14 protein-coding genes are annotated in these 16,892 nt (G+C 41.4%); 7 read left to right on the top strand and 7 right to left on the bottom strand.

The window, feature by feature from the left end; genetic code table 11:
• Positions 1-323 precede the first annotated feature (323 nt).
• The 3 genes from E1163_RS24385 to E1163_RS24375 all read right to left on the bottom strand — a co-directional run bounded on the left by E1163_RS24385 (position 324) and on the right by E1163_RS24375 (position 3,915).
• Entirely contained in the window at positions 324-1,142 is an 819-nt protein-coding gene (locus tag E1163_RS24385) for a toxin-antitoxin system YwqK family antitoxin (protein WP_246223868.1), read from the bottom strand.
• A 110-nt stretch (positions 1,143-1,252) separates the two neighbouring features.
• Positions 1,253-3,145, bottom strand: coding sequence for a molecular chaperone HtpG (gene htpG, locus E1163_RS24380; protein ID WP_155175277.1), 1,893 nt, complete (start codon positions 3,143-3,145; stop codon positions 1,253-1,255).
• A gap of 287 nt (positions 3,146-3,432) precedes the next feature.
• Positions 3,433-3,915 carry a DUF4293 domain-containing protein gene (locus E1163_RS24375; protein ID WP_155175275.1) on the bottom strand — a complete coding sequence of 161 codons (483 nt, stop codon included), beginning with the start codon at positions 3,913-3,915 and terminating at the stop codon, positions 3,433-3,435.
• A gap of 68 nt (positions 3,916-3,983) precedes the next feature.
• Here E1163_RS24375 and E1163_RS24370 point away from each other — a divergent pair, with 68 nt between their 5' ends.
• From E1163_RS24370 to E1163_RS24340, 7 genes are all read left to right on the top strand, one after another.
• Positions 3,984-5,183 carry a thiolase family protein gene (locus tag E1163_RS24370; protein WP_155175273.1) on the top strand — a complete coding sequence of 400 codons (1,200 nt, stop codon included), beginning with the start codon at positions 3,984-3,986 and terminating at the stop codon, positions 5,181-5,183.
• 14 nt (positions 5,184-5,197) lie between these two features.
• Entirely contained in the window at positions 5,198-5,827 is a 630-nt protein-coding gene (locus tag E1163_RS24365) for a chloramphenicol acetyltransferase (RefSeq protein WP_155175271.1), read from the top strand.
• Entirely contained in the window at positions 5,824-6,570 is a 747-nt protein-coding gene (truA, locus tag E1163_RS24360; RefSeq protein ID WP_155175269.1) for a tRNA pseudouridine(38-40) synthase TruA, read from the top strand. The genes E1163_RS24365 and truA overlap by 4 nt, the downstream gene beginning before the upstream one ends.
• 43 nt (positions 6,571-6,613) lie before the next feature.
• The gene (locus E1163_RS24355) at positions 6,614-8,347 is read left to right on the top strand and encodes an ABC transporter ATP-binding protein (protein ID WP_155175310.1); all 1,734 of its coding nucleotides are present in this window, start codon (positions 6,614-6,616) and stop codon (positions 8,345-8,347) included.
• Between the two features lie 166 nt (positions 8,348-8,513).
• Complete coding sequence (locus tag E1163_RS24350) at positions 8,514-9,236, top strand: hypothetical protein (protein ID WP_155175267.1); 723 nt, start codon at positions 8,514-8,516, stop codon at positions 9,234-9,236.
• Positions 9,237-9,265: 29 nt separating this feature from the next.
• A complete protein-coding gene (locus E1163_RS24345; protein ID WP_155175265.1) occupies positions 9,266-9,865 on the top strand; it encodes a hypothetical protein in 600 nt (199 codons plus the stop codon).
• Between the two features lies 1 nt (position 9,866).
• Positions 9,867-10,388 carry a hypothetical protein gene (locus E1163_RS24340; RefSeq protein WP_155175263.1) on the top strand — a complete coding sequence of 174 codons (522 nt, stop codon included), beginning with the start codon at positions 9,867-9,869 and terminating at the stop codon, positions 10,386-10,388.
• A gap of 910 nt (positions 10,389-11,298) precedes the next feature.
• Here the strand turns inward: E1163_RS24340 and E1163_RS24335 are convergent.
• The 4 genes from E1163_RS24335 to E1163_RS24320 all read right to left on the bottom strand — a co-directional run bounded on the left by E1163_RS24335 (position 11,299) and on the right by E1163_RS24320 (position 16,810).
• Positions 11,299-13,143, bottom strand: coding sequence for a PLP-dependent aminotransferase family protein (locus tag E1163_RS24335; RefSeq protein ID WP_155175261.1), 1,845 nt, complete (start codon positions 13,141-13,143; stop codon positions 11,299-11,301).
• A gap of 525 nt (positions 13,144-13,668) precedes the next feature.
• Entirely contained in the window at positions 13,669-14,862 is a 1,194-nt protein-coding gene (locus E1163_RS24330; protein ID WP_155175256.1) for a DUF4268 domain-containing protein, read from the bottom strand.
• A gap of 222 nt (positions 14,863-15,084) precedes the next feature.
• Positions 15,085-15,966, bottom strand: a complete 882-nt coding sequence (locus E1163_RS24325; RefSeq protein ID WP_155175255.1) for a hypothetical protein — start codon at positions 15,964-15,966, stop codon at positions 15,085-15,087.
• A 256-nt stretch (positions 15,967-16,222) separates the two neighbouring features.
• Positions 16,223-16,810 (bottom strand): hypothetical protein, encoded by a 588-nt coding sequence (locus E1163_RS24320; protein WP_155175253.1) that lies wholly within the window; start codon positions 16,808-16,810, stop codon positions 16,223-16,225.
• Positions 16,811-16,892 lie beyond the last annotated feature (82 nt).

Here is a 16,892-nt window from a genome sequence, read left to right as displayed (position 1 = left end):
TGACTTAGCATAAGCTAAAACATTGAATACCAACAATATTAACAGAACGCAACAAACAAAAAAATGCCTCCGAAAACCTCTCATCATCGTATTGTTATTGCCGTATCAGAAAACTAGTAATAAAGTAATCTAACAAAATGTTCACACTTACGGAAATAGGCAAAATTGGCGCATGTAAGATTTTACAGGCGAAATAATAGTTACAACAAATTATTGATGTATAAAAGCAATCTAGTATGTAACAAAAACAAGAACGGGTGTTGAATTAAAATTATTACACTTGTAATATTTTACAAGCATTAATACAATATGTTACAGAGGGCTTATCTTCTTTCATAAACGAGTTTGCCTCGTTTATTCCATTCTTTGTAGATATAGGGCTTGCTTTGTTTATCGAAAGGGTCTTTAGAATACCGGATTATTTTCTTTCTGCGACCGGTAGGATAGTACTCCACCCAGTCTCCCACTTTATTGTCCCATTTATATTCACCCTTCACTGCTACCTTACCATTATTGTGAAAGTAATAGTAGTTCCCTTCTTTTTCTCCGTATTCAATAGGGATAATTTCTTTCATTTTCTCCCTTTTTTGATCATAGTAGCTTACGAGTGACTCTTTAGGCCATCCTTTGTAATATTTTTCCTTATCAATGAGAATATCATTCTTATCATACCTTACCCAGCGCCCATGCTTCATTCCTTTGTAAAATATGCCCTCTTCCAGTACCTGGTCTCCCTGCATTTTTTTATAAGGGCCATGAAGAATTGCTCCATACTCCTTGTCCACCTCTCCTTCACTTCTGATTTTTCCACGACGGTAATCTATCCAGTAAACATCCCTGACGTAGGGATCTGGTTCTACATATTCTTTCAGCACATAGAAAAGCTCATAAGTCTTTCCATCTCCGCTCCCTTTTTGAGTGTAGCGCTTTTTGGTTTTAAGGCCGTAAAAAACATTCTTCTTGCGTTTCTTCTTTTTCGGCTCTACATACTCTTCTTCCTTTTCATCCTCCTCCAGATCAATGGTAATGGGGGTATCAATAGTAAACATCTTGTCCGTGCTCTCAGGATCGGCTTCCTGGGCATGCAGCGATGTAACCAGCAAAAATGTAGTGGATAGTAAAACTAAATATTTCAGAAACATTGAGCTCGTTTATTATTTGGCAACGTAAATAACCATTTTTTATTTTCATCTCAAAAATAAAAAAGCCACCCGAAAAGTTCCGGGTGGCCTGGTTCAGTCATGTTTACAGGTTATTCCCCTGCAAGCTCTATGCTTCTTTTTATAAAATTAGTCAAATCAGCGCCTGAAAGCATATTTTGGGAAAGCATAGCCAAATCATATGCCTGCTTGGCCAATTGCTCTTTTTTCTCCTCTTTTTTAGCCCTCAGGATCTTCCCGATTATTGCGTGGTTGCCATTAACCGTCAGGTTAAACTGATCGGGCATGTTACCCATCATAGCATAGCCGCCACCGCCCATTTTGGCCATGTCTTTCATCCTGCGCATGAACTCTGACATGGTGATAGTAACAGGCATTTCATCAGGCGATTGAGACTCAACAGAGATATTCATGCTCTTGTTGTTGACCGCTTTTTCAAAAATAGCTTTTACCTTCTCCTCCTCGTCCTTGCTAAGCACACTTTCAATTTTCTCGTCTTTATCAATGAGCTTATCCACAGTCTCAGCATCCACACGCTTAAGCTGGGTTTTCTCCAGCTTTTGCTCCAGGAAGTTCACAAAATGACTGTCTATGATACCATCCATCAAAAGGATGTCGTAAGATTTTGCTTTAGCAGCTTGTATGTAGGTATCTTGCTTCGCTGCATCTGAGGTATACAGGTAAATGAGGTTTCCGTCTTTATCTTCCTGGCTAGACTTTACCTTTTCCTTGTACTCATCAAGGGTAGCAAAAGCTCCTTCGGTGTTTTTAAGTAAAGCAAAATCTTTGGCTTTCTCATAGAACTTATCCTCACTGAGCATACCATACTTCACAAAAATGCCAATATCGTCCCACTTGCTTTCATAAGCCTTTCTGTCATTCTTAAATAACTCTGTAAGCTTATCCGCAACCTTTTTGGTAATGTGGTTATTGATTTTCTTAACACTGCTGTCTGACTGCAGGTAGCTTCTTGATACGTTAAGCGGAATATCAGGCGAATCGATAACACCATGCAGCAACATGAGGAACTCAGGCACAACGTCCTTCACCTCATCAGTGATGAATACCTGTCTCGAGTATAGTTGGATTTTATTCTTTTGTACTTCAAAGTCATTTTTAGCTTTAGGGAAATACAAAATACCTGTCAGATTGAAAGGATAGTCTACGTTCAGGTGAATCCAGAAAAGCGGGTCTTCTGACATAGGGTAAAGATCCCTGTAGAATTTCAGGTAATCCTCATCTTTCAGGTCAGCAGGGGTTTTAGTCCACAACGGCTCCGTATCATTGATGATGCGGTCTTGTGTTATAGTTTTATATTTCGGCTTCCCTTCGTCGTCCTTGCCATCCTCTTCCCTTTTTTCTTCTGTTCCGAATTTTACGGGTACAGGCAGGAATTTACAGTATTTTTCAAGGATTGACTTCAGTCTCCATTCGTCAAGGAATTCTTCCGAGTCGTCAGCAATATGCAGAATAACGTCCGTACCCCTGTCAGTTTTTTCCGCTTCGGAAATTTCAAACTCTGTCGAGCCATCGCATGTCCATTTGGCAGCTTCTGTGCCGTCCTGGTATGATTTGGAGATCAACTCCACCTTTTTGGCTACCATAAAAGCTGAGTAGAAGCCAAGACCGAATTTACCGATGATGTCTTTTGCATCACCTTTGTCTTTAAACTTCTCTACAAACTCGGTGGCGCCTGAGAAAGCAATCTGGTTGATGTACTTCTTAATCTCCTCGGCAGTCATACCGATACCTCTATCGCTTACAGTTATCGTTTTTTTCTCTTTATCAAAGCTTACTTCTACTGTAGTATCACCAATATCTTCTTTCAGCTCGCCAAGAGATGACAACCTTTTCAGTTTCTGGGTAGCATCTACTGCATTAGAAACCAACTCTCTTAAAAAGATCTCATGATCAGAGTACAGAAACTTCTTGATAATCGGAAAAATATTTTCCGTGTGAATCGAAATAGTACCTTTTTCAGCCATTTTTATTCTTTATTTTAAATCTAATTTTCTGGTTTACCCTTGTGCATTTCCAAATACCATTCCAGCAGATAAAAAGTGACATAATGACAGACCCGTGGTAGTAGGCTGTAGGCAAGAGCAGTCAGCAATGTGCAGGAAGAGATAAGAAAAGGTATACATAATAAGGCAATGCAATAATGGCCGAAACCAAAATACAACATGGCCCTTTACCGTTAATTGAAGAACCGAAAGCGGGCTTTTACCGGGTCCGGCTCACAATAGAGGTTTGAAAAAGAAAAAATTTTAACTTATCGGATGCGGTCAACAGAACGAACAAGACGCTCGTCTTTTCTAATAAAACGGTTGGCAATCACATTGCAGATCATAGCCGCAGCAGGAAAGAATACTGCCATTCCATAGCTCCAGCCGTATTGAAGCTGCTTTTCTTCCATGAGATTGCTGGCAAGGTATAAGCCTAAACCCATAGCCCCGGCCATAAACAGCGAATTTAAAGCTCCAAGCTTCATTTGAAGCAAGCGGTTTTTGAATCTGGTAATCTCAATGATCCCAACAATAGCGGCTGAAATAGCCAGCACCGCCACAAATACATAAGGGGAGTAAACTTTGGAAGCCTCTGCGCCTGCGCCTTCCTGCACATCAAGATAGAATGAGGTAAGCACATAAGTTACGCTGCCATCCTCGGCCTGATATGTCCATAAAGGAAATAATAACATAAGGAGCATTAACACTACTACAAGTAACAGAAATACGGTTTGAATCCTTTGTAACATATGGCTATTGGCTTAAATTGCGAGTGCAAATTTAAATCAAACCTCACGGTTTACAAACTGTATTTGAAATGAAAACAGCATATATTGTAGATATATTAAGGACACCGATCGGCAAATTTGGAGGCACACTGGCCTCAGTACGCCCCGATGACCTGGCAGCCCATGTTATTAAATCCCTGATCAGCAGAAATCCGGGCCTGGATGTAAGCCTGGTAGAAGACGTAATTTTCGGAGCTGCCAATCAGGCCGGGGAAGATAACCGGAACGTGGCCCGGATGGCCCTTCTAATGGCCGGACTGCCAATTGAAACCGGTGGTGTTACCGTTAACCGCCTGTGTGCCTCGGGCTTACAATCCATCATGGATGCTTCACGCGCGTTGATGCTGGGAGAAGGCCAGGTATACATTGCAGGAGGCACTGAGAGTATGACGCGTGCACCTTTCGTGACGGCCAAACCGGAAAGCGCTTACAGCCGTGCGGTTGAAACTTACGATACCACCATCGGATGGAGGTTCCCAAATCCAAAGCTATCCAAACTTCACTACCCTTTTGCCATGGGTGAAACAGCAGAAAATGTAGCAGAGAAATGGGGAGTATCCAGAGAGGAGCAGGATGAATTTGCCTATAACTCACAGTTAAAATATAAAAATGCACATGAAGCCGGCAGGTTTAAAAATGAAATAGTACCGGTAGAGATCCCTCAACGCAAAGCCGACGCTATTCACTTTGACACCGATGAACACCCCCGCTTTTCTCCCCTTGAAAAACTGGCTTCTTTAAAGCCTGCCTTTAAAGACGGAGGGACTGTAACAGCAGGAAATTCGTCCGGAATCAACGATGGTGCCGCGACTTCACTGATAGTGGATGAAGATGTGCTCAAAAAATATAACCTAAAACCTATGGCCCGGGTAGTTTCCATGGCCGTTGCCGGTGTAAGCCCTGATTGCATGGGCGTAGGCCCGGTACCTGCTACGCAAAAAGCATTGAAAAGAGCAGGTCTCCAGGCAAAAGACCTAGACCTGATAGAGCTTAATGAAGCCTTCGCATCACAATCCATAGCATGTATGCGTGATCTTGACCTAAACCCGGAGATAGTAAATGTCAACGGAGGCTCTATTGCCATAGGCCACCCGCTGGGGGCAAGCGGAACCAGAATAAGCGCTACCTTACTTCACGAGATGCAAAAGCGGGAGCAGGCCAAATACGGTCTCGCTACCATGTGCATCGGAGTAGGCCAGGGAGCTGCCGTAATTTATGAAAAACTGTAACCCCAAATAGTTTATTGAAAACTTACCTTGACATTGACCAGTGGGAACGAAAGGATCACTTTTCCTTTTTCAAAGGTTTTGACGAACCTTTTTTCGGAGTCACGGTAGAAATAGACTGCTCCATGGCATACGCCGAAGCAAAAAGGAAAGGTGTTTCTTTCTTTCTTTATTATTTGCATAAAGCCTTAACAGCAGCAAATCAAATAGAAGCATTTAAGTACCGAATAGAGGGCGATAAAGTTGCCCGGTATGAAACAGTCAATGCCTCGCCTACTGTACCGCGTCCAAACGGCACTTTTGGCTTTTCATATATGGAGTATATACCCTCTTTTGACGACTTCTACACCGCTGCCGCACAGGAAATAGAACGTGTAAGCCAAGAGACTACCCTGGTGCCTGCCACGAGCAGCGAAAATGTGATCCATTTTTCTGCGCTACCCTGGATCAAATTTACCGCTGTATCTCACGCCAGACACTATGCCATGTCTGACTCCATTCCAAAAATAAGCTTCGGCAAGGTGTATGAAAATAACGGAATTAAGCTAATGCCCCTTTCGATCCACGTTAACCATGCCCTCATGGATGGCTATGATGTAGGAAGGTATGTAGACGTGTTCCAGAACCTGATGAAGGAGGCCTCATGAGATACTTTTTTGAGGTGGCCTATAATGGCACAAACTACCACGGCTGGCAAATACAGCAAAATGCTACTACCGTTCAACAATTGATAGAAGAAGCCTTTGCCGTAATATTAAGGGCAGAAATACCCATAATGGGTAGCGGCCGTACAGATACGGGTGTGCATTGTTCACAGCAATATTTCCATGCTGATCTGCCGGAAGATATCCCGGTGAATAACCTGCAGTATAAGCTTAACAGCTATCTGCCTCCGGACATCAGCATCAATGCTATTCTGCATGTTTCGGAAGATGCACACGCCAGGTTTTCAGCACTTTCGAGAAGTTATGAATACCGGATAACCCTGAGGAAGAACCCGTTCCTGCAAAATATGAGCTATTTCCACCCAAAATCACTGGATATCACAACTATGAATGAAGCTGCCTCGTTATTAATCGGGAAGCAGGATTTCGAGTGTTTTAGCAAAGTTAAGACTGATGTTAATAACTTTGTGTGTGACATTACGGAGGCACAATGGGTTGTGGAGGGTGATATGCTAATATTCCATATTACCGCGAATCGATTTCTGCGAGGCATGGTAAGAGCCATAGTGGGCACCTTATTAAATGTCGGTAAAGGAAAGCTTCGAACAGAAGCTTTTAAAAAAATCATAGAAAGTAAAGACCGGAAAAAAGCAGGTGCGTCAGCTCCTGCTGCTGGTTTATTTTTGACAGCAGTAAAATATCCCCGGGAGATTTTCCCTGAATAGAATTTTGGAAAAAGAAAAAGTTAACAGCGGCAATATCGTAGACATGCAGGTCCTGAAAAGGCTTATGAAGTTTGTAAGTCCTTATAAAGGCAAGTTCTACTTTCTTATATTTCTCACAGTAGCTTTAGGCATACTGGCCCCAGCGAGGCCACTCCTTATCCAGATCACGCTGGACAACTTCGTGGCATTCGGTGACTATAGCGGTATGGTGATGATGATTGCCATACTTACCGGACTGCTCGTTCTGCAGGCCATTGTTCAGTATTTACACACCTATCTCTCAGGTTGGTTGGGCCAATATGTGATCCGGGATATTCGCATCCAGCTTTATAAGCACCTGGTCAATTTAAGGCTTAAGTTTTTCGACAATACGCCTATTGGCCGTCTGGTTACCAGAACGATCTCCGATATCGAAACCCTTGCAGATGTATTCAGCCAGGGTCTCGCTGCTATGATGGGCGATCTGCTTCAATTGCTTTTTATTCTTGGTGTTATGTTTTACAGCGACTGGAGGCTGGCATTGATAAGCTTGTCAACCCTGCCGATCCTGTTACTCAGTACCTACATCTTCAAAGAGAAGATCAAAGTTGCCTTCAATGAAGTAAGAAATGCCGTTTCCAATCTAAACTCTTTCGTTCAGGAGCACATCACCGGAATGAGCATCGTACAGATCTTTGGAAGCGAACACAGAGAGTATGAAAAATTTAAAGAGATCAACCGGGAGCATAAGAAATCAAACCTCAAATCGGTTTTATACTACTCGGTATATTTTCCCGTGGCAGAAATTATCAGTGCAGCCGGTATAGGCCTTTTGGTATGGTATGGCGCCAAAGGGGTGCTTCATGAGGCTGTAACGGGCATTACCATGGGTAAGCTCATTGCCTTTATTATGTACATTCAAATGTTCTTCCGTCCGATACGAATGATTGCTGACAGGTTCAACACGCTGCAGTTAGGCATTGTAAGTTCATCACGAATTTTAAAACTTCTGGACAACGATGAACACATCCCTAACAATGGAAACCATGCGCCTGATCATATTGATGGTGCGGTGGAGTTTGATAAGGTGTGGTTTGCCTACAATGAAAATGAGTATGTTCTCAAGAATATTTCCTTTAATGTCAAACCGGGAGAAACCCTGGCCCTGGTAGGGGCCACGGGAGCAGGAAAATCCTCCATCATAAACCTCCTTAACCGCTTCTATGACATCAACCGGGGTACTATAAAGGTAGATGGGGAAAGTATAAGCAACTATGAACTTGGTGCGCTAAGATCAAAAATAGGCGTTGTGCTTCAGGATGTATTCCTTTTCAGCGATACCATTCTTAAAAACATCACACTGGGCAACGACAACATAACGAAAGAGGAAGTGCTACATGCCGCAGACCTGGTTGGTGCCAGAAAATTCATCGAGCGTCTGCCGGGAGGCCTGGATTACAACGTCATGGAGAGAGGCTCTACACTGTCCGTGGGGCAGAGGCAGCTTATTTCGTTCGTAAGGGCCATGGTGTACGACCCTAAAATATTAGTACTCGATGAAGCCACTTCATCAGTTGATACAGAAACAGAAGAGCTGATACAGCAGGCTATTGATAAAATGATGAAGGGCCGGACATCCATTGTAATTGCTCACAGGCTTTCGACCATTCAAAAAGCTGACAAGATAATTGTACTTGACAAGGGTGAAATAAAAGAAGTTGGGAACCACGAAGAATTGCTTTCTAAAAACGGTTACTACACTCAACTTCATAAAATGCAGTACAAAGAAATTATTTAACTATTTTGCAGGGACTTATGCATCTTCGTGTGCATTTTTTAAGGTTTAAATATAGGATCATTAACTCCTGCAATATTACGTGGCCAAAATTCTTGATTGGTCTGGTTGTACCAGGAGTTATATAATCTTTTTAGGTTAATATTTAATTAGTCTATATTTGCGGTTAATGTCCTTTGCACTTTTCAGGTATATCATCCCATTGCTGTTTTGCATTTTACTTGCGGGGCAAAGTCCTGCTCAAAAAAGGCATAAGAACAGCTCTTTTTATAAAGGTCGCTACAAATCTGTAAAGGTTTCCAAAGCAAAGGCCAAAGTAGTATGCCCCATTTTTGAGCATAGCAAATATCCATACCAGGGAATAGGAATTAAGCTTGGCGATCCCTTCGCCATAACCTATAAATTTTACGCCACAAAAAACTTCGCTGTAGCCATCGATGTAGGATCAGCAGCAAGTGGGCTTTACAACAAATATCACCGCGATAATTTCGTGAATTATTCTATTTCTGACTCTTTATTGGGCAGTGCATCTATCAGCTATCTTGGTCACAAAGTCAAATCGGAGTGGGTAGCAGAAGGAAAACTGCTTTATCACCATGATGCATCCAAGCTTTTGAGTGGCTTGCAATGGTACATAGGCGCCGGGTGGCAGGTACGTCAGCTCAACATTGAATACGAGTATTTTTTAGAAATCAATGTTAATGAAAATGAAATTGGCAAGTTTGACGTTAATAGGTTTACAATGGGTCCAACAGGTGCCCTTGGCCTTGAGTATGCCTATTTCGAGCTACCGGTTTCTGCCTTCCTGGAAATAGAAATGTTCTCAGATGTTTTGGAAGATCCGGGATGGATAAGGTTTCAGGGCGGTGTTGGTATCCGTTATGTGTTTTAAAATTTTAAAACGTAACCTTATCACAGTCTATGAAAACGATCTATAAAGCATCAGGCTTTATAGTTGGCTTATCTTTAATCTTTCAATTTACCTACGCGCAAAAGCTTAACCAGGGCCTTGGCCTGCGGATAGGGGACCCGGTAGGCATCTCGTACAAAGCTTATCTCCCCGGAAGCACTGCCGTTGAGTTTACATTGGGCACTACTTCCAGAAACCGTCATTCGGCTTACTACAAAGACACCTTCAACGCCCTGGATCGGTATGACGGGCTTCGCTATTCCGATCATGATGTAAAATACACCCTTGCACTACAAGGCCGCTACCTGCTTCATAATCCCTTCCCCGCCAATGTCGAAGGCCGGCTGGACTGGTACTGGGGTTTGGGTGGACAGTTCCGACTCTCAAAGGTCGAATACACCTACTTTAGCGAAAGCACCCTGTTTGCCAACGACACCAAAACGAATATCGATCTCGGCCCGGAAGGTATTCTGGGTGTGGAGTACGAATTTAAGGACTACCCGATTGTAGGCTTTAGTGAGGTAAGCCTGCTGGGCGAAATTGTGGATAAACCGCTTAGATTTCGTTTCTTTGCTGCGGTAGGCGTCAGATACGCCTTTAATTCACTGTAAGATGATAAAAAGAGTATTAATCGGCCTGGTGGTTCTGCTTTCAATTGTGACATTCATTTTTTACTATAAGCTGGGAGGCAATCAACCGCTGGAATTCAGGATGGCTACACACCCCGAGTTCTACATAGCAGGTGAATACTTTAAAGGCCGGTATAATGACCCCAAAGCCGAAAAACTCTTTTTTGATGCTAAAGCACGTGCCGAAAGAAGCAAGGATGCAACGCTTATGATCATCAATTACCCTTCGGAAGAGAAGGGTAAGGTTATTAAACAATTTATCGGGGCTGCCATGCCTCAAAAACCCGATACGTTAACAGAACAAGTAGAAGTAAGGCGGGTACCCTCCCAGCAGATAATCTTCACCACGATCAATTCTCATAACTTTGTAATGCCTACCCCCGAAGAGGTAAGAGCTGAAGCTTTAGAATTTGCCAAAGGCAAGGGGGTTGAAATAGACTCTGCCACGTGGGAAACCTATATTTCCGAGCGGGAGCTAAAAGTGATCTTCCCCGTAAAAGAGTAGTAAGGGGATCAAGTGGAATTTCTGGGGAGCCCCTAAATTTTTACCTCTTTGCTGACAGACAGTTGTTAATAGCAGTCGGCAAAAGCAGTTGGCAAACTCGTATAATATAACAATAAGGGTGGTTTATTGATTTTCAGTGGTAAGTTTCACATTACTTATTTTACTTTCCAATCTATTTACTCCACAGGTTTTACGCTTGATCCAATATTGTTCACACAGGCCTAAGGGCATAAAAAAAGCAGCTCAAAGGCTGCTTTTTTGTTGCTGTAGAGGGAGGATTCGAACCTCCACGGAGCGGTTAGTACTCAAAGTGTTATTGGATACTTCAAAGAATTTATCCCGTGACCTCCACCCCCGAGACCGGAGGGCATGTCTGCCAATTTCATCACCCTACATTGTAATCGATCGTTATCGACAATTCAAAGGTAGCTAAATGGTTGTTTAATTCAAATTTTAGCAAACATTTGATCGATTATTTAGATATTTTTTATCAAAATAGAGAATTTAATAATAAATATACAATATCAGCATCTTGAGCAGGCGTGTTTTTATGAAATTGACAATGCTGGTGCAGGTCTGTTGGCCTGTTTGCGGCCTGAGCAAGTCAATATACGACTGACCAGGCGCTTAAATCATGTTCAGAAATGAAATTAGAAATGTCAACCGTCCAAATGATGGCAACTTTTTCAACCTTGCATTGCACAAAGGGATAGGGATTTTGGATATGAGACCAGCAAATTTGTTTCCTGACATATTAAAACCAAAACACACTGACCTAGTGGTGATACCTTGTGTTTATGAGTTGGTTTCTAAAAGAAAAGTTGATGATTTGAGAATAAACACCTCCCCCTCCACATAAACATGACACACTGAAAATCAAAAAAGCCGATCATTACTGACCGGCTTTGAATCAAATTTTTCTCACAAAATCCAAAAAGACTTCTTTATGACGCTCCAGGTCAAGGTCAGGAGAAAGTGCAACCCGGGCAATATAATCCTTGTCGCCTTCCTTGGTCGTCCCTTGAGTGGAAGTTGCCGGTATGGTCCAATAACACCCTTTCAGTTGTCCATAACTGACGCAGTACTTGCTCTCGTTGGGAATTTCCTTAATCATCATATTGATGAGTTCATTATTCAACGCTCTTTTATAAGTCTCCTTTTCCTCATCTGTGTTACCTTTGGTAGGAAGGTCTAATGAAAATACCGAAGGCGTAAAGCCTTCTTTTGCCAACTCTTCTGAGACAAAATTAATTTTGGCCGCGGGTAAAGCTTCCTTTATAAAGTTTACAAACTCACGCGTATTCTTATAAGCTTCTTCAATTCTCTGATTCATTGACGGCAATTGCTCTGCTAATATCTTCACCTGAAGGTCTGTAGCCTCATTATCGCAAAGCCTTAGGTGTTTCTCTATTTTTTCCAATAAAGCTTCGGCTTCTTTATTTGCCACACTGTAACCTGCGGTACATTTCCCTCCACTTGGAAATTTAGATCCGCTCACATAAGAAATAGTCCTGATCTTAGAAAGTATGCCATCTTCGCTTACGAATTGCACGTTAGGGCAAAAGGTCTGGTCCAGTATAAACACCGGATCAATAGCCACTTCACCAGACGGTGTTTTACGCTTTTTACTTAAAACTTCTCTCAGCTTTTTCAGGTCCGGAACTTCAACTCTTGGGTTCGTTGGAATTTCAGCTATGATGTAAGGGACAGCATCTTCTTTAGCAACTTTATCTAAAACGCTGTCAATACTTTGAACCATGTTATTATCACGGTCAACGAGCAGGTCCAATACCTCAACATGATCAATACAGGCAGCTACTCGTCTTGCCTGGTCGTTGGTGCCACCGTAACAATTGGGAGGAACTATAAATTTGATGGCCTTTCCTTTGTGCCTGTCCAGGGCATCGTGAACAAGCCCCATCATAATGGCATACTGAATAGATAGTCCGCTGGAACCAATTAGCGCCTTTGCAGGTGCACCTGTGATCGCTTTAATAGAAGCTAATACACTTGCTTTGTCGGCTTCCACATCACTTTTCTTATCTGCCGGAGAGGCTTTCCCTATCAGCCGCTGCAAGGCTGAAAAACAATCGGCTGGCGTCATCGCAATGGTCTCTCTTCTTCTGACATGCTGAATTTCTGAGATGTAATTTTCATTTTTCTCACCATTGACCAATATCATACTGCCGAGGTCAGCATAAACACTTATAAAAAAGTCAATATCTGGAGAGAGAGCTGCCTTACCAATTTCCCCTTGTTGCGAAATGAACACGGTGCTGCCGTCAAACGCAGCAATATTCGCTATATCCTTAACCTGTTTTAAATCAAATTTATATCCGTATACACGCTTCACAGTTTCCGCATCAAAATACTCAGGTACTTCACCGGCATAAATAATTTGGGTGTCCTTATTGGCTAATAAGTTTTTTCTAAGGACTGCTAAAACCGGAGCCGTCTTTGATGAAAAACTGATTACGTTATCTGACTTCAGATCATTTAATTTGGAAACTGCCCATTCCAGCACACAAGATAGTGGATGACCTAATCGAATATAGTCGAAAGCAGTAGGTAGTTCGCTGAGCGATGATGTTGCAGCGTTATTTTCATTAAACAAGCCTTCAAACTGTTCTAAAAACTGGGTTTTGGCCAATGCTTCGTTATAAATATCCAGTCTATGGGTGGTTAGCCTCAACCAGTCATTTGGCACGTTATCCAATACTTCTTCAATATAATTTAGCACTTTATTCTCTTTCATAGTCCTTCTTTAAATCGTTTAGCAACTTAGACTGAAATTTAATTTATAATTATTGCCGACAGAGCTGGATGAAAATATCCTCCTCACATCTCTGTGGCCACAAACCTAAATCTATTCAAAACAAAAAGCCAATTACTTTCAGTAACCAGCCTGTTAATGCCTGAAATATAGCTGATTGAAATTTCATTATAGATAACACACTTCCCCGCAGAACCTCTTAAAAGCTCTGCGTTAACTAAATCTATCTAAAATAAAAAAGCCGATCACTGTCGTAATCGGCTTCGTAGTAGCGGGAAGGAGTGAATTCTCGAACTTTTTACTGGCTGATTTAGCAGCAATTGAGGGTTTGAACAGTTGGCATGGGAGGTGATTGGAAAGAAAAAGCACAAGCGGACGCTTGCGCTAGATAAGGATTTTTATCTACCAAAGTTAAAGGTTGCACTGAACTTTGCAATATCCAAATACTTTCTTTACCCACCGAAACCCCATGACTTGATAGCGAATGTTATGGCTTTACTTCTTCAGTTAGACTGAAATTTTCTTGATTCTTGGTCTTATTACGTTCACAAAAGTGTTCAGCCAAGTTTTGAAGAATTCTTTAATGTCTTCCCGGTTCTCTTCTGCAAAAACATCATCACACAGCAATCTTACTCCAACGTCTCCCGAATCATCCCAACTCCACATCACCTCATTACCAAGTTCTTGTCTAATTGAATCTCTATCCTCACTAAGAGCCTTCAAAATCTCATTCCCCTCTTGATCATTTTGAACACGGAAATAAACCCCAACCCGTTTTTGACTTTTCATAAAATAGGCACTTATCCATGCCTTTTTTGTGTTTCCGGGATAAACATATAGGTTTTGAGCTACTGCTGGTTTTGGTATAGGTTGTCCAGGGTCGTCAAACGATAATTCAGCAATCAGTTCATTCCAAAACCTAATGTAAAAATTCCTCTCTCTTTCTTTTTCAGGTGATTGAACTGGGGTGGCCTTGGTCACTTCAAAATCATCATCCTTAGTTAATATAAAACCTACAGGAATCTCAACAGTCATTTTCGATATTTCGGTTGTTTTCACCAATGTTTTCGGCACAATCAATTTGCCTAACCCTTCAGCTTGATAAAGGGTCAGTTCAACCATAGCGAATGTGAAGTTCAGGTGACCGGCATTAGATAAAAATTCAGCAATCCCGCTCGCTCCTTCTCGAATACCATCTCCTGCAATCAAAAGAAGAAATCTTCCTCTTTCCAGGTTTCGACTGACAGAATCCACAAAATCAGATTCAGGAAGTGCTGAATTGGGATTAAATGCCTTCACCAAATTGTAGAGAGTGTTTCCTTTCTTACCAAGCCTTCGGTTTATCTCTCGTTGAAGATCTTCATAAGTCCAATTAGACAATTCCCTGGCATAATCTAGAATTTGGGCAACTACCTTTCTTCTTGCCTCAGGATTTCGCCAAAGTTTGGTCTCAATAATTGTTAGTTCCCCGTTCGGAGAAACCATCAGAATATCAAGTGGCCCAACTGTAGTATTTAGTTCAGTGCAGACAGGTATTACAGGATTATAGGATTCATCTATATCGCTTATCGGCAGACACTCAGGGTTTTTGAAGATTAAATATTGAATTGAAAGCTCATCAAGAACTTCAATTTTATTCAAATGTGTCACTTGATCAGTATCATTCAGAAAAAGTGGTTTGCCGTAAGCAGTTTGTTTCATATTTGTTAACTCGACTAGCAGATAGTGCCCATGACGACCAGCTATGATGAGTGGGATTAGAATGTACTAACCTTTCTTCTCGCACACTTTGCTCCGCTGAAGCTTCGCGAAAGCGCAGTAGCCACACCTTGATTCAAATTTAAAACTTATGGCAGACTTTCAAATCCCCACGAAAATATTCTGACCGATAAAACCCCATTCATAGCGTTTGTTACATGGCGTTTACCATTTTTCATATCGATATTCTGAGACGAATTCATGCCCGTTGTATTTGTTGTTTTTCATCTTTAACAGACCTTCTTCATCGTACTCATATAACGTCTCATCAGGATAAGTTGTATTGTGCATTCGTCTGAGGATAACATTCCCTGACTTGGAGTACTTAATCACTTCTGTTCCAATAGATTCAAGTTCATAGAGGTTGGTCAGTTCTTCAATTTTTTCAATATTATCCGTTTTAAGGAGGGCAAATTGTTCAGGAGTCAACGTAACCATGTTAACTTGACCCGTTTGTTTAAAACTTTGCTTATAAGTTGTTTCGGGATCATACTCATAGGCTACTTTTCTGAAAAACACTTGTTGAACACTTTGTTCGTACGCATATGAGCTAAAGAATTCAAATTTCAGTTGTTCAGTTAGTCGGCCAATCGAATCGTAATGTTCAATTGAAGTAAAACCTTGCTCTTGATCTTTGAACCCTCTGGTTAATGAAACTCTATCAAAGTATTTGACCTCAAATAATGTAGTGTCAAATCCGAATTCAGTGTATCCATTGATTAGACCGTTTTCATATTCAATTTGTTTAATGAGATCGACATGGTGTGGTTCAGCATGAAATTGCACACCACACGATATACATCTTGTATCAATAAGCTTACCTGCTCTATTGAATGAGAATTCTTGTCGGAGCATCAACCCAATAGGCTCTATTAATGAATCTGGATTAGTACTTGGGACTCTGGAATATTGTTTTATTGATTTCAAGTTGTTAGAGAAGATTTGTTCAGTATTGAAATCATCAAGAGTTGATGCAGGATGATCAAAGGGTTGACTCTGACAAGCAAAGAGAAGAGATATAAAAGTGATTAAAAGTAAGTCTTTCATTTAGCCGATTATGCCATGTAACGCCTGTGTAGAAAACGTATGCCACACGAGGCTATAAAAAAACTAAACGTAGCATTTTCTGCTAACTTTCTCAACCTACCTGCTCCAATAAAAGCTATGCTATTTCCAAGTTCCTACTACGCTATAGTTGTCATCCCACTATGGAATGCAAGCAGAAATGCGGAGCGAGCCGCACCGCCTGAAGCGACATGATACTTTAGCATATGTTTTTCTACACCATGTTGTAGGGTATTTTTTAGTTCAATAAGTAAAGTCCGACCGATAAAAGTCCAAATAAAATAAGAACAGGAGCACACCCACTGGCGGACTTTTTCTTTGCATTTGGATCAGGACTAATTGTACTTACCAATCTATAATCCTCATTATTCAGTTGCGGTTCTACAAATTCGAATTCCTTTGATTCAAGTTCTTGATATTCTTCCCCCATAGCAAATCCAAGTTTGACCGTTGATTTAGCACCAGGGTAAATAGCAAAAACACTATCTCCTTCAGTGTCATTCTCAGAAACATAAAGCAGCAATCTCTTTCCGCTAAATTGCTCAGGGATCTTGTCCAACTGTCCAATAGTCCAGAATCCCATGACTTTTGCTGTGTATTGAGTTTCTATTGGATAATGCAGAAAGTTCACAAAGTATTTAAATCGCTCAAAATCCGGCATATTACTAAAATTAACAATGTACTGATTGTCGGACTTCAATGATTTATGTACTGACATACCCTCGGTAAATCCTGTATCAGAATATAACTCAGCCAGTTCTTGTAATCCAGAGTTCAATTGCTCTTCAGTCGGACCGGCAATAAAAATATATTTATCTATGTTCATTTGTGAGATTTGTGTTGATAATGCCCTACAACGTTCGCATATAAAGCGTGCCGGCAGACCAAATTAATCATCAAATTCCGCC

Source organism: Fulvivirga kasyanovii, assembly GCF_009711405.1.
Lineage (GTDB): Bacteria > Bacteroidota > Bacteroidia > Cytophagales > Cyclobacteriaceae > Fulvivirga > Fulvivirga kasyanovii.
Note: the sequence above shows the minus strand (reverse complement) of the source record. Positions and strands in the feature narration are given on the sequence as shown.

Coding starts and splice junctions, on each gene's coding strand:
- E1163_RS24335 (WP_155175261.1), bottom strand. CDS start 13,143: ATGAAAGAGAATAAAGTGCTAAATTATATTGAAGAAGTATTGGATAAC.
- E1163_RS24330 (WP_155175256.1), bottom strand. CDS start 14,862: ATGAAACAAACTGCTTACGGCAAACCACTTTTTCTGAATGATACTGAT.
- E1163_RS24355 (WP_155175310.1), top strand. CDS start 6,614: ATGCAGGTCCTGAAAAGGCTTATGAAGTTTGTAAGTCCTTATAAAGGC.
- E1163_RS24325 (WP_155175255.1), bottom strand. CDS start 15,966: ATGAAAGACTTACTTTTAATCACTTTTATATCTCTTCTCTTTGCTTGT.
- htpG (WP_155175277.1), bottom strand. CDS start 3,145: ATGGCTGAAAAAGGTACTATTTCGATTCACACGGAAAATATTTTTCCG.
- E1163_RS24385 (WP_246223868.1), bottom strand. CDS start 1,142: ATGTTTCTGAAATATTTAGTTTTACTATCCACTACATTTTTGCTGGTT.
- E1163_RS24340 (WP_155175263.1), top strand. CDS start 9,867: ATGATAAAAAGAGTATTAATCGGCCTGGTGGTTCTGCTTTCAATTGTG.
- E1163_RS24320 (WP_155175253.1), bottom strand. CDS start 16,810: ATGAACATAGATAAATATATTTTTATTGCCGGTCCGACTGAAGAGCAA.
- E1163_RS24375 (WP_155175275.1), bottom strand. CDS start 3,915: ATGTTACAAAGGATTCAAACCGTATTTCTGTTACTTGTAGTAGTGTTA.
- E1163_RS24345 (WP_155175265.1), top strand. CDS start 9,266: ATGAAAACGATCTATAAAGCATCAGGCTTTATAGTTGGCTTATCTTTA.
- truA (WP_155175269.1), top strand. CDS start 5,824: ATGAGATACTTTTTTGAGGTGGCCTATAATGGCACAAACTACCACGGC.
- E1163_RS24350 (WP_155175267.1), top strand. CDS start 8,514: ATGTCCTTTGCACTTTTCAGGTATATCATCCCATTGCTGTTTTGCATT.
- E1163_RS24370 (WP_155175273.1), top strand. CDS start 3,984: ATGAAAACAGCATATATTGTAGATATATTAAGGACACCGATCGGCAAA.